Source organism: Gloeothece verrucosa PCC 7822, from assembly GCF_000147335.1.
GTDB lineage: Bacteria > Cyanobacteriota > Cyanobacteriia > Cyanobacteriales > Microcystaceae > Gloeothece > Gloeothece verrucosa.
On sequence record NC_014502.1, the window covers coordinates 1 to 13,759 of the forward strand.

Annotated in this window: 9 protein-coding genes; 5 read left to right on the forward strand and 4 right to left on the reverse strand. The window is 38.3% G+C overall.

Annotated features, from left to right (window positions below; translation table 11 throughout):
- Positions 1-79: 79 nt before the first annotated feature.
- A complete protein-coding gene (locus tag CYAN7822_RS32485) occupies positions 80-1,804 on the reverse strand; it encodes a hypothetical protein (protein ID WP_013325514.1) in 1,725 nt (574 codons plus the stop codon).
- A gap of 160 nt (positions 1,805-1,964) precedes the next feature.
- Positions 1,965-3,197: a hypothetical protein gene (locus tag CYAN7822_RS32490; protein ID WP_245602859.1), complete on the reverse strand. Its 1,233-nt coding sequence runs from the start codon at positions 3,195-3,197 to the stop codon at positions 1,965-1,967.
- A gap of 105 nt (positions 3,198-3,302) precedes the next feature.
- Between CYAN7822_RS32490 and CYAN7822_RS32495 the strand changes: the two genes are divergently transcribed.
- Entirely contained in the window at positions 3,303-3,623 is a 321-nt protein-coding gene (locus CYAN7822_RS32495) for a hypothetical protein (protein ID WP_013325516.1), read from the forward strand.
- Positions 3,624-3,917: 294 nt separating this feature from the next.
- Positions 3,918-5,684, forward strand: coding sequence for a ShlB/FhaC/HecB family hemolysin secretion/activation protein (locus CYAN7822_RS32500; RefSeq protein WP_013325517.1), 1,767 nt, complete (start codon positions 3,918-3,920; stop codon positions 5,682-5,684).
- On the opposite strand, the gene CYAN7822_RS32505 is transcribed toward CYAN7822_RS32500, so the two are convergent.
- Positions 5,661-8,135, reverse strand: coding sequence for a two-partner secretion domain-containing protein (locus CYAN7822_RS32505; RefSeq protein ID WP_013325518.1), 2,475 nt, complete (start codon positions 8,133-8,135; stop codon positions 5,661-5,663). The two genes, CYAN7822_RS32500 and CYAN7822_RS32505, sit on opposite strands and share 24 nt — an antisense overlap.
- 45 nt (positions 8,136-8,180) lie before the next feature.
- Between CYAN7822_RS32505 and CYAN7822_RS32510 the strand changes: the two genes are divergently transcribed.
- Positions 8,181-8,855 (forward strand): hypothetical protein, encoded by a 675-nt coding sequence (locus CYAN7822_RS32510; RefSeq protein ID WP_013325519.1) that lies wholly within the window; start codon positions 8,181-8,183, stop codon positions 8,853-8,855.
- Positions 8,856-8,914: 59 nt separating this feature from the next.
- On the opposite strand, the gene CYAN7822_RS32515 is transcribed toward CYAN7822_RS32510, so the two are convergent.
- Positions 8,915-10,993 carry a CHAT domain-containing protein gene (locus CYAN7822_RS32515; RefSeq protein WP_245602860.1) on the reverse strand — a complete coding sequence of 693 codons (2,079 nt, stop codon included), beginning with the start codon at positions 10,991-10,993 and terminating at the stop codon, positions 8,915-8,917.
- 56 nt (positions 10,994-11,049) lie between these two features.
- Here CYAN7822_RS32515 and CYAN7822_RS32520 point away from each other — a divergent pair, with 56 nt between their 5' ends.
- Both CYAN7822_RS32520 and CYAN7822_RS32525 read left to right on the forward strand, forming a co-directional pair.
- Positions 11,050-11,589: a hypothetical protein gene (locus CYAN7822_RS32520; protein WP_245602861.1), complete on the forward strand. Its 540-nt coding sequence runs from the start codon at positions 11,050-11,052 to the stop codon at positions 11,587-11,589.
- Positions 11,582-13,669 carry a CHASE2 domain-containing protein gene (locus CYAN7822_RS32525; RefSeq protein WP_013325522.1) on the forward strand — a complete coding sequence of 696 codons (2,088 nt, stop codon included), beginning with the start codon at positions 11,582-11,584 and terminating at the stop codon, positions 13,667-13,669. The genes CYAN7822_RS32520 and CYAN7822_RS32525 overlap by 8 nt, the downstream gene beginning before the upstream one ends.
- Positions 13,670-13,759: the final 90 nt, after the last annotated feature.

Here is a 13,759-nt window from a genome sequence, read left to right on the forward strand (position 1 = left end):
TAAAGAGAATATAAGATTGCTTCTTTACCGAGCCGGGCGCGAGCGCACCCATTTTTTTAGGGAAAACGGCGCGGTGCTATCAATCCGCAAATCCTTTTTTCGGTTTATTAGAAGAAGATAATTTTTCGGGGACTTGAATACGCAGTAAGCTCTTTTCGTATAAATGGGAAGTCCCGTCGTTATGCCGCACTAAAATCTGTTTGTCGACTTGTTTTACCATCTTCCCCCGATTGACAATTTGCCCCTTATCTTCATCAAAGATGAGAATTTTAGCATCTTTAGCAAAACGCTGAACCGGTCTGACGTTTAACAACTGCTGCTGCTTGTTGGCAGTTTCAACAACACTCACTACTTGAAGGAAGTTCGTTTCTTGTTGCTGTATTGGTTGAGAATTTGTTAGCCGTTCGCCATCAGCATCACTCAACTGTAGGTTTTCTTCCACCAAGGCTTCGGCTTTTTCCGATGAGGGAGAACTTGAGTCAAGCGCTTCCGGCTCCTTGTTGGCTACAGCAGTAATGGCAGTAGGAAGTAAAGTGCCAGCGCTCTCTAAGTCGCTCGTCTGCTCTTTCAACTGTTGAGCGTCTGTTGGCACAACTAATAAGGCAACGGGATCATGAAGGGCTAAAGTGTCCACCAAGTCGGGCATTTGTTGGGCTTGTATTTGATCAGCCGCTCGGAATGCACAGATGACCTCGCTTTCGCCCGTGGCCTGGGGAACTAACAAAGACGCAAATTCTTCATCTTTGATGATAGCCTTATTCAAGTTGCTACTCGAACCCGCTTCAATTGAAGTTGATTTTGTAGTAGCTTCTTCGCCTGTTGGTTGAATAAGTGAAGTCTCAACATTCATTGTTGATGAATCGATTTGCTTTTGAAGCTCTTTTATCTTTTGTTGCAGTCTTTCAACCAGAGCCAGAGCATCCGCTCTTTCAAGCTCGGCTTTCTCTAATGTGGCTAAAACCTCAGCTTCGCGTTTCGTCGGCTTGGGTGGCGGCGCAAGGATTCCAGAAGTGTCGTATCCCGCCTCGCTTAACGCGGCGATCACATCGTCGGTTTGCAAAGTTGGGTCTTCTCTATTGGCCGCGAGCGCACCAGCCGCTTCAACGATAGTGGCAACGACTTCTGGGGTTCGTTTTAGTTTAGTGGCAATCAACTCTCGATCGATATCTTTGAAAGGTTGACCGAGTTTGAGATATTTCGGGGGGATGAGGGACTCTATTAAATCTTTAAGGGCGCTGTGGCCGAAGTTTGCCCGTCTTTTTAATTTTGTCAGAGACTCGCTAAACTGCGCCCATTTAGGCTCAGACAGTTGGCACAGCTTATTGAACAGAGTCAGGTTCCAGATGGGTTTATCGATTCCGGTTAACTGTCTGCGCTTGGCTTCGGAAAGGGCTTCGAGCTTTTCATAAAGTTTCAGTGCGGCTTTTTGCTCTCCTTTAGATATGCCGGCATCTTCACGGAGGATGAGGCTGATTTTGTTGAAGTGTTCATCAGAAATTTTCTTCTTATTCTTAAGGCCATCGATGAAACGCCCTAGCCTGTAAAACTCTTTAAACAGGAGGTAACGACTTCTATTGATTCGCTTGACCCCCCTGACCACAAAGTTTTTTAAGGCGCGATCACCGCCGCAGATCTTTTCTAAATCGGGAATATTCTCAGCTTCAGCGATTAAATCATTTAATTGTGCCGAGGGGCGATCGTCGCTATCAGAGATGGTAAGATGAGGAGGAACAAGAGTTCCAAGAGTATTGACCGTAATCGGATAATCTTGAGAAGAGATGGATGTTATAATTGTGTCTTCCATAAAATAAATGTATATGAAGTACGCCAACGGTAAAGATCTAAATCAGATCGCGTTGGCTTTCAATTTTCATTAATGGAAAGTGTACAACAAAAATCGGCTAGACGGAATATGGCTTTATTAAAATCTGTCTAAATTAATGAAAGTCTATGAACTTGTAAACTCAGACATTAGGGTGTTGTTGGACGAGCAAGGAAGTTTCAAGCCCTGATTCAAGGAGAAGAGAAAAAAAATCAGCATTTCGTTTAAATATCGGTTTTATTTGCTTAACTTCGTTTTTTTGATCAAATATTCCTTGCTCGTAGGATAGAAGAATCCCAGGTAAAGATTTGTAAAGGCGCAATACCCGCTTGATGGTTCTAGCTTCGTTAGATTCCTCCACCGTATGTTTTTCAGTATAAAAAACTGAAGAACCTTGAAATTTACTGATTTGACTGATTAGCTTTTCCCTTAAAATTTGCTCTGTAAGAGGGTCTTCTGATAAAAGAGATATCTGAAAAGCTAAGAGAAAATCTTTGGTAGCTTCAGAATGATCCTTTTTTCCTAAAGCTATTAAAGATCCTATTCCAAAACGAAAATTTAAGCCTGGTATCCCTAGCTCAAAAAGTGATTTGATGAAATCCTGCCATTTAGCAGGATTTTCGGGATCTGTTATTAAATTAAAGACAACAAAATCAAAGGGTTTCCAATCTCGTTGTGAAGAGGGTTCCTTTAAATTAGAGTAAGATAAAAGCTCAATTGCTGCATCATAGTTAGAAACCTGAATAAGAACAAATCGAGCCGAAGCTTGGGCAGTTACATCATTAAAAAAGATCTGCATTTTTGAGGCTCTTAAAGGATCAGCATCAATATATAAAACTCTATAATAGTTTGTTTGCCTTTCAAGCTCTAAAGGTTTTTCTTGCTGTGGAGAATAGGTTTGAACCTGTTTAATTAAAGTTTTTTGTAATTGCTTAATTCCGTGACTTTGAATAACTCCGACTTGAGAATATAAAAGAAAATCTTTATCCTGGCAATCAGGATTTCCTAAAGCAATTAGAGAGCTAATACCAAAAGGAAGATTTAAGCGGAAAATTCCTAAAGCAAAAATATGTTCTAAGAAAGTTGATAAATCATATTTATCCTTGGGATTTTTTAGATGAATATTGAAAACAATAAAATCAAAAGGCTTAAAACCCTCATTTTGAGCTAATTCATCCAAATGACAAACCGCAAGAACTTGTAGAGCAAATTTATAACTCGATACAGGAATAAATTGAAATCGAGGTTCGCTTTTTGAGAGTTGATTGAAGAACATCTGTACCTGCGAAGCTCTTTCTGTATCGTCGTCAATGTAAAGAATCCTGTAGGAGTTTTTAGCCCTTGAGGGGAAATCTTGCATAGATTGAAAAGTCAACTTCCTTAAAAGTTTAGCATTTGTAACACTTGTTTTAAAGTGAATGAATAAGAAAAATTGCGAAAGAGGAGTGTAGTCCTTGATCAAGGACTATTTTAAAACAGGATGGCTCGATCACATAAAGAACCCGACGATATTGAGCAATGGCTTGCGCCTTTATCTCCCATAGAACTCGATCAATTCTGTCGGCGATGGACTCCTTTAATTTATAATGTGAACCCCGGAAATCCTAAGTATGCCATTCTTAGTATCCGCTTAATTGCTAAAATAACCTTAAAAAGTGAAAAGACTGCCAAAAATTGGTTTTATTCGTCTCAGAGAGTTCCTGAAGACATTAAAAAATATTTAGGTGCAGTTGATGCTTTATGGCGAATTTCTCTGACGATCAACAAGATTGTCCCCAGTCTTGAGAATCCTGAAGACTGAATAGTTTACAAAAATAGCCCTTACACGGGGACGAGCAAAACAAATTTTCGTAAATTTTTATATTTTCAAAAAAAATTGACTAAAAAAAATTTGTAATGATAAAATAATCTATAATTCTTTTGATTCTTAATTTTGAGCCTAAATATCTGCACGATAGGCTTAACTCATAATAAATTTGTTCTCCTAATCTTTTTAGTCTTTTTACTCCCATAAAAAACTTTTGGGACAAAAGCTCGATTTTTTGCATTGACAGCTTTTTTAACTCATAAATATTAAAAATTTACGAAGATTATTATGATCTCCCCTAAATATCGATGGTTGATAATCGGCGAAGGTTTATGCTTCTGTCTGCTATCCGCGAATTGCTCTTTAGCTCAACAAGTAGAGCGGCAAATGGCTCAAGCTCACTTGCTACTGCCGCTAAAAGCAGAAATAGTACCTTCGCCCTTAGATCTTAAATTAGAAACAGTTCCTTTATTCCCCAAAGATTCGATTATAGAAATAGTTCCTTGGCTTTCAGATTCTAATTTAGAAACGGCTCGTCTCCCCGCCGATTCGACTTTGTTCCCCCCAGGTGTAACTTTACAAACAGTTTTTTTAAAGAATTCTACTGTAATATCTATTGATGAAATTAAGAGAATTGCTCAATCTTATCAAGGCAAAAATATAACGTTTGAAGACGCTTTACAAATACAAGAGAAGCTCAATAACCTGTATAAAAATAAAGGATATATCAACTCAAGAGTTAACTTCTTCCCCGAAGACAATGAAGACCTTGAAGCGGGAAAAGGAATTTTAGTTTTTCGAGCCGAAGAAGGAAGTTTACAAACTTTACAGATTCAAGGATTATCTAAAATGAAAGAAAGTTACATCCGCGATCGCTTGTTACCTTACGCTTCGACTCCTTTAAATATTAACAAACTGGAAGAAGGATTATTAATACTACGAGAAAATTCCCTTATAAAAGGAATAAATTCTCAAATAATTCCTGGTGACAATAAAATGCAGAGTATTTGGGTAGTACAGATTGATGAAGCCCCTGCTTGGGAAGTAGGCGTAGGAACCAATAATGAAGAAAGCCCTCTTGTAGGAGATTTGGGATGGCAAATTGGGCTTGAAAACCGTAATCTATTTGGTGGTGGCGAAGCGGCTCAAGCCGAGATAAACGGGACAGAGGGCTTGACAAGGGGTGTATTTTCGGTGAATCTGCCTGTCAATTCTCAAGATAGTTTTTTGGGGTTAAATTATCAATTTGTCGATAGCGAAGTGGTAGCTGAACCTTTTAAAGATTTAGGGATTGTTAATAATTCTTTCACGGTTGCTGCCAACTATCAACAATTTATAATTCGTACCCCAAAGACGAGTTTCTTGATCGGCTTTGACTTGAATTATGAACAACTGCAAACGAAAATCTTCAACGATATTCCTTTTTCATTCCAGCAAAATGTAAGAAATGGGTTTACTGAGTTAGAGGTGACACGATTTTTTCAAAATATACGAATTCGAGATAATGATGATGTTGTTTGGTTGAGTTCTCAATTTAACTACGGCTGGACGAATTTGATCGAGCAGTCAAACTTTTTTAGTTGGTTACTGCAAATCCAACATATTCATGTTTTTAACGATCGCATCCGATTACTATCGCGGGCTTCTGCACAATTAACAGGAGATAAATTGCCCACATTAGAACAGTGCGCCATTGGCGGAATAAATGGGAATCAAAATATCAATGGAAATCCTGTCAGAGGTTATGCGACTAACGTTCGTTTTGGCGATAATTGTTTGGCTGCTTCAACCGAACTTTGGTTTGATGTAGTTAAAAGTCGGAATTTCGGAACTATTAGCCTTGTTCCTTTTGTTGATTTTGGGACAATTGGAAATAATAATGAAGGCAGATCGAACAACGATGATACTTTAATTAGTATTGGGTTGGGGCTACGCTGGCAAATAGCTGAATCCGTATATTTTCGCTTGGATTATGGAAACCCGCTTAATCGGCTTCCACAATCGTTTGAGGAACAACAGTGGAATGCAAATTTATTGTGGATTCGCCGATTCTGAATCAAGAACATCTAGGCGATCGCAGCTTAATAACTTAACTTTCCCGTCCGGTTTCTTAAGGATGCCAAAAACCTGTCCTGATGGGACGAGATCCTCTAAAGTATAAGGCTGGATCGATGTATTGGGAATTCCCCCCTGGCCAACAGAAGTAAAGCGCTCTTGTCGCTTTGCCAAAACTGAGCAAGTCTGCGCCAGTAATTCTTTTAGATTTGGAGCGTTCGTCGGAAGCCCTTCGGCGGCAAGGATTTGGAAAGGGTTGATGTTTAATTGAACCACGCCGGATGCGCCAAACTCAGAACTGGCTGTAATCGAGCTATCTGGAGATTGTAGCAAGCCTTGGGCTGTAATGTTAATATTTCCGCCAGAACCTTCAATAGCGTTGGCACTGATTTGGCTACTATTAGCTAAGGTTAAAAAATCTGTGTTGATGTTGATGTTACCTCCATTGCCCTCTCCCTGTGCAGAAGCCGAAATCTCGCCGTTAAAAAGCCTTGTATCTTGGGAGATAATATTTATGTTACCGCCGTTTCCAGTGCGGTTAGTCGCCGTGATTTTGCCTCTATCTAAAATAATTGCCGGCGCATTAATTTGTATATTTCCAGCATTATTTAAAATCCCTTCGTTGTTGACATTAATGCTTCCCTGATCCGCGATTGTTAGCTTTTCAGTATTAATTAAAATATCTCCTGATGGTCCGGTAGGGAGTACGTCGGGTAAAAAGAAAGCCTCGCGTGTCTCAGGAGAAGGAATTAAAGTAGCCGAATCGATACTGCTGCTAACACTTCTATTAGCCGAAGAAGAAAAGCCCCTGACATCAATTGAATTAGCATTAAGAGTAATTCTTCCAGCATTGCCACCCTCAAAAGTTGAAGAGTTAATGCTTCCTCCCTCAAGTAAGCTGATTTGTGAAGCGTTAATAGTAATATTGCCGGCATTTCCCCTACCATAAGTGGAACTGTTTATAGCACTTCGGGTCAATGAAGGAGTTGTTCGGACAATCTCTACAGAATTACTGTTAATATTAACGTCACCTCCATTACCTCCAAAAGCGACTGTCCCTAGTGCCGCACCATCACCAACGCGCAAACGAGGAGTAATAACTTCAACATTTCCAGCATTTCCCAAAAAAGTGAAGCTTCCTACGGTAGCCGGAAAATCGACAAAACCCGGAAACACAACGCTGGCCGTAGCCGGATCGGTAGAAAAACCCGAAATTTCGATGCTATCAGTAGCTTCTAGTCTGACTCCGCCACTATCACCAAGGCCAAAAGCCGAGGCAGCTAACCCAGAGCCATCTCGAACCAGCAGGCGGCCACCTGAAAAATTAATTGTTCCACCTTTACCTAAACCAAAAGAAGCTGTGGAAGCTCCTGCACCGTTAGTTACTGTAAAAAATGGTGCAATTATGTTGATATCTGAACCATTTCCGGTATCTACCGCTTCTGTATTGAACCCACTAAAAGATCCTCGTCGGTTGCCAACTCTACTAACACCATCCAAAGATAAAGAGCCGGTCGCTTGAACGTTAATTTGATTGTTAGGGTTAGTAGAACCTAAGTTTTGAATAGAGGCTAAAGAACCATTTTTAAAACTAATATCATGTCCTCGGATTTGAATACTGCCTGGATTAAGACCGTAAACATTTAGTAAAGATTTATTGTCTAATTGAATGTTCTTAAAACTATTTAATGTTCCATAATCTAAAGTTAATTGATCTGAAAGATTTAAACCGACCACCCCCGAATCTACAGCCCCTACTTCAATCCGCCCGTCTGTAGAAATAATTCCTCCATTAAGAGTGACTTCACCTCCAACAATCGCTATAGTTCGCCCATTGTAAGATTGCAATCCAGTTGTTGGAAAACCTGAAATCGGGGAAGATCCTATGATTAAATTTTGCCCTTGATTGTTAATTTGAATTGGTTTAGCATCCTTAAATTCTATCCCTATAGGAATGCTTACAGTTAATATAGGGTTTGTTGTAGAAGAACCCGCTTCAAATTTAGTTCCATCAGCAAAATTAATGCTATTTGCGGTAGCGGCAATAAAAGAACCACCAACTTCTAAAGCTGCATCGGGACCAAAAACAATACCATTAGGATTGATCAAAAACAAGTTGGCATTTCCATTAGCTTTTAGCAAGCCGTTTATATAAGAAGCTTCTAGTCCTGTTACTCGTCCCAAAATAATTTGAATGCTTGAAGGATTATTAAAATAGGCAGTTCCATTAGGCAAACTAAATTGCCGAAAGCTGTGAAATAAATTATTGCCCGCTTGAGTTCCGCCAGTAATCTCAATCACATTGCCGTTAACTTTGATTATTGAGTTATTGGGCAGAGTTTGGTCTGGAGTAATTTGAGCGTGAATAGGCACTGGATATAATAAAAAGCTAAAAAGCCCAATCAAAACATTACTACATTTGGTAATTGGCAAATTTGATAATTTTGTCATAATGATCAGAATAAATGAAGTTTAAAGAAGAGATTAATTAAAACGATGGACTTGGCAACAAACATATTACATTTTTTGGCAACTGGAGCGTCGGCTTATATTTTAGCCCGCTCTATTCGAGATTCCTCAACTCGTCCGGATGTTTTAAAGCGGTTTCACATCTCAGAGTCTAATGCTATTTTGTACCTCCAAGACCTCAAGGAAAGAGCAATGCGCGAAGGAAAGGAATGGTTAGGTGAGCAGCTAGAACGCCATATAGCTGATAAAAACAAACATGGCGAAATTCTTGCTCGTACTCTTAAATCATTTGACCAGGAAATAGTCGATTGCGAAAGTCTTCCCGTTGAAGAACAAGTAGGTTCTTTATTCATAGAATACTTTAAAGAGTATCCTCGGCAAGCACTAACGCCACCTAATATAGATTGGATTGTCTTTGCAGGAAGTACCTATATTTTAGAATTAGATTCTAGCAAAGAATACCTGTACATGGCTAATGCGTTGCCGGAAAACGATCTTGTTTTGCGAGAAATTAAATCAGGCTTAATCGAAATATCTCAAGATAAAAAGCGAAACGCTAATTACTGTTATGAATTCTTAACTCAGTACCTATCAAACGAAAAAGTTGAATCAACTGTTGATTACTGGAGAACGCAAAAGACAAAGGCCATGTGGTCTGTGGCCGGGCAGGTTATTAAAAAAGGAGGAAATATTTTTTCTTAAAATAAATTGGTGTGAAATGATTTCTAATCATAACAAGGACAGAAAACTTCCCTAATGGCTCAAGGGGTTATACAAACAAATGCAGCCCAATCTATAGGGCTTGTCCCTTTGCGTATTTGTTCAATTTGTGCTTGTCTAAGAGCTTCTTCTTCACTGAGATTGAATTTCCAAAACTGATAAAAAGATGTAATAAAACTTGACGTTTTTTTATCCTCAGAAAACCATAAAGAGCCAATAACATTGTCAATTCCTGATCGCAATCCGATTCCGGCTAATCCCAAAACGGCATAGCGAGAGCCTTCTGCCGTTTGGCAAGCACTCAGGATCAGGCGTTTAATAGGAGATTGCCGAGATTGCAATATCCTTTCAAATTCAAATAAGGTTAAAGTCTGTGTGCCGGTTTGAACTAAAGATTCTTCGATTAAACCTGAAAATCGGCTATGGCTGGCAATATGCAGCAATTGGTGTGGCTTTTCAAGCTGTTTTAATAAAGTAGCAGGAGAAAAAGCCTCGTTGATCAGTTGGGTCCCTCCCAAAAGATTATTAATATTTCGGGCTTCGTCAATAGCAGCAGGAATGGGATTAGGAAAGGCAGAGCTTGGTTGGGAAGCTGCCACAACAAGAGGGGATTTGGGGCGAGAAGACACAATTCGCCCTCCCAAGCCTAAAGAATAGCTAATTGAAAAGCTCTCTATTAGAAATTTTTTATCGTCATCATAAAGGGCGGCCATAGGCAAATTTCGTAAAATTCCATCCTGAACAAAAATAAGATGGCTAATTTTGTTTAAGGCCAATTTGGGTTTAATAGGACGAATTAACTTGTCATAAAAGTAATAACTTCCTGGTCGATAATCTCCGTAGAAACGATCGGCGATCTGATGCCGCCAATTTAACGCCTCTTTTTTGATCGTTTCTGAGGATGCTTCGAGTTCAAATAAGTGATAAGTGTTGCCCAAGCGTAAGATAATATAGCTTTTTTGAGGTAGGAGAATTGTATAAATTATCGCGGTATCCGCCTTTAATGATGGCTCGTTACTAACAATAACTTCACAAATACGCCCAAAATAATTGTCTAGTTCACTTAATTGGCCCAGACGCAAAATTTCTAGAGCCTCAGCTAAGGTTTCCTGACTGGCTGAAGGCTGATTGAGCAAAAAAGCTAAAAAATCTCTGAGCAGAGGCTCTATAGTATCAAGATATAGTGCCTGGCTGACTCGATTACCAGTCAAAGAATACCGCAATTGTTTAACTGCATTGACAGCGTTCCTATAAGCTACGTTAGCGTTTTCTGGTTGATTAAGACGACGGTAAACTCTAGCAGAAAGCCACTGCCACTTGGCTAATTGTTCCCAATTAGAGATAGAAGACGCAGCAAGTGAGGCTTGCTGACTGGCTGTGAGTGCTTCTTTGTAATCTCCTGATAGCTCGTAGTATTGAGCTAAAGCACCCCAAGCTCTAGTTAAACTTAAGGGATCGTTTAATTCCAGAGCAATAGAGAGAGCCTCTTGCAACAAGGGAAGGCTAGAATGAATTTCGATTAATAAAAGCCAAAAATTAACTTGTTGATTAGAAGCCGGTAAGGATCGAATTTCGTCCTTAATTTTTTCTAAATCCTCTAAACTAAAACTAGCGGGATCTAGTTTCCCTAAATTTAGCCGGGCTTGAATTTGGGATTGTTGGCTGCTTAAAGCACTTTGAGCTACAGCCTCCCTTACTAAACCCAAAGCGTGGTTTTTATCATCCAAAGCCGCTCTTGAAAATTCTTGGCGACGATATAGCTCCTCAGAGGCTAGAGCTAGGTAGATTTGAGAGCGTTCTGTTAAAGCTTGAGAATAATTATTAAGCAAAGCTAATCGGTTTTCTTTGTTCCTCTCGGTTAAGCCAAAATTCTGCTGATAGAGGGATTCGAAGATAGATATAGATCTAATATAATCTCCCTGAGCTAGAGCTAAGTTGGCTTTAATAGCTTGAATGTAAGAATTTTCCCCCGACTGGGAAACTTTCTCTAAAAGATAAGAGGCCAAATTAAGATTGCCTTGTTCAATCAATTTTTGAACCTGGGTTAATTCGGATTTTAAATCTTCAGATTGGCTAAGAGATTTCTGAGAAAAAAAGCCAATTAAGGTAAGAGTTACCATGAAAAAAAATAAAAAAATTTTTTGAGGCATTAATCAAGACTCTCCGGAATTTCAAATTGTTAAAAATCCAACTTAAGAGATGTTTTTATAAAATGATTTTGTCCCGCTCTCAACAGCTTTTAACTATCCTTTTCCTAATTTCTTATTTAATTTCTGGTTCGGGTTATAGTCCTCCACCAACGAGTGGTGAGGCTGAAAAAGCTAAAGCTTCAAGTTCGAGAGGTTGCCCTGTTCCACAGGGAGATTTATCATTGCTAGTAAGTTCTGAAAACAGCATCGAAACTTATTATCCGCGTCCCAACTTATTGTTTGAGTATAACACAGGGGACAGGGAAGAGACTTTCTTATTTGTTATTAGAGATGCCGAGCTAAAGCCAGTTTATTCTCAAACAATTGAAATTCAAGGAGAGGGAACTTTACTAATTAAAGTTCAAGCAGATTTATTTCCAAATACCTTATATAAAATTGTTGCAGGGCTATTATGCCAGGAAAGTGTAATCAATGCTAAAGCGCTCGAAGTTAAACTAAATCGAACTAACCAAATCACTCAGCTTGATCAAATTGTCAACCAGTATTTATCTAAAAACAATGATTAATCGAGTTTTTTTAAGGAATATTAAGCAAAAAAATGATAAAAATCGAGATAATATTCTCTTTAACTTGATAAAAGTCGCTTTAGGTCTATTGCTAATTTTGGGAATAGGAGAAATTAGAAATCGGGGTAGCCTTCAATGGTTTGAGTGGGTAAACCTTGATATATTTTTTCAATTGCGTCCTTCTGAGTCAATAGATGATCGAATTGTTTTAGTTGGGCAAACTGAAGACGATATAAAAAATATGAAGTCGGCTTACCTTAGCGATCGCTCTGTTGCTCAATTGATTAAAATCATTAAAGAGGGAAAGCCTGTTGCCATTGGGCTTGATTTTTTGCGCGATCAACCTATAGGAGAAGGTCGCCAAGAACTACTAAATATTTTCAATAATACTCCCAATCTTTATGGAGTTGGGAAGCAGACCGGTATTCCAGGAGATCCGGATTTTGCGCCAATAGCCCCACCACCTATTAACTTTGCTCAAATAACGGAAGCGTCGGCTCTAGAAGATGGAGATAGTGTTGTAAGAAGGCAACTTTTGTACCCGAAAACAACTCCTCCAGCACTTCCCAATTTGGGCTTGGTGTTGGCTTTTATGTACCTCGAAAAGCAAAAAGCAATAAAACCCGAAGAGGGAGAAAGAAAAGCTTTAAAATTAGGTCGAGCTACCTTTTTTCCTTTTTCTAATCCTTCTGGGCCTTATACTCAAGCTGATGATGGTGGTTATCAAATATCTTTTAATTGGCGAAAAATTAAATTTCATGTAGTTTCAGTAGGTGATGTTTTAGCGCGAAAAAATATTTCGGGTTTATTCGACAATCGTATTGTAATAATTGGCTCTTATGCCCCAAGTAAAAAAGATAAGTTTCTTACTCCTTATAGCAGAACTTTAGGCGATAGTCCGCGCGAAATGTTCGGGATGGAGATCCAGGCTCAATTGACTTCGGCTATGATCGGCCAAGTTTTAGATGACCGCCCTATTTCTTTAGCTTTTTGGAGTCCACGTCAAATTTTACATTGGTTAATTGGGTGTGGAATAATTGTTTATGTGGTTCTTACTTTTTTGAGTCGTAAGTGGATTCAAATAGTCATTTTTTTGTTAGGGAGTTCTGCCATTTTAGGGGTTATTAGCTATTTCTTATTTTTAGAAGCTATGTGGTTTCCTTTAGTTCCCTCTTTAATCATTTTGTGGAGCCTGGGGATTGTGTTAAGCGGATTAGATTATGAATTTTATAGAGTAGTTGATAACAGAACAATTAAAGAACTTAATCAAAGATTAATGGAACTTAATCAGCAATTAATGAACAAGCTGGAGCGAAGGCAAGCTTACAAAGAATTTGCCGTATTAAGCGATCAATTTAGTGACAAAATCAATAAAGAATTACAAAATTTGTTTAATTTAAAATTAGTTTTATCAGAGAAAGAGAGTTGGTTTAAACAAAAACTTAAAGAAAGTATTAATCATGGTAAAATATCTTTAGAGCTTAATCAAACTTGGCTTGAAACGGAGATCGCTACTGAGAAAATTTTTGAGTCTTTTGATACTCTTTGTTTGAAATTAATCAACCATTTTCCTCGGTTAGAAAATTTATTTTCTAATTATGATTTATTTGATGAAATCTGGGGCTATTTGACAATAGAAGAAGCCTTAAAACTAGCTATAAAATGTCTTAATTCCACATATTTCAAAGACTATCATGTTGAACTTGAGCGAATAATACAAATGGATTTTCAGTCCGGTCACTCTAATTTAGAAAAAGTAAAGCCTGGTCGATTTATTATAGTATTCAATCGTATAGTTGATACGATTTTATCAAAAGGACAAAAAGGAGAAAACGCTTATCCTAAAAATCAAGCAGGAAAAATTTATTATCCAACTATTGAAATTAAAACTGTCTATAAAAATAAATTAAAATTAACTTTCACAGTTGAATATTTAATAGAAACAAGTTTATATAATATTTTGTTTTGTCAAGAACAACTTGACTATTATAAAGCCAATCTTTTGATAGAACAAGATAATACAAAAGGACAGACTCATTGGATAATAGATTGGAATATTTGGCACTCTCCTGATCAATAGGAAGTTTTTTATGTCTTTGATCGCCCTTGAGTAGCAATGGAACGATTTCGTCCGCTAAGGCTAAAACCTTTACCTTATCTTATTCATAGC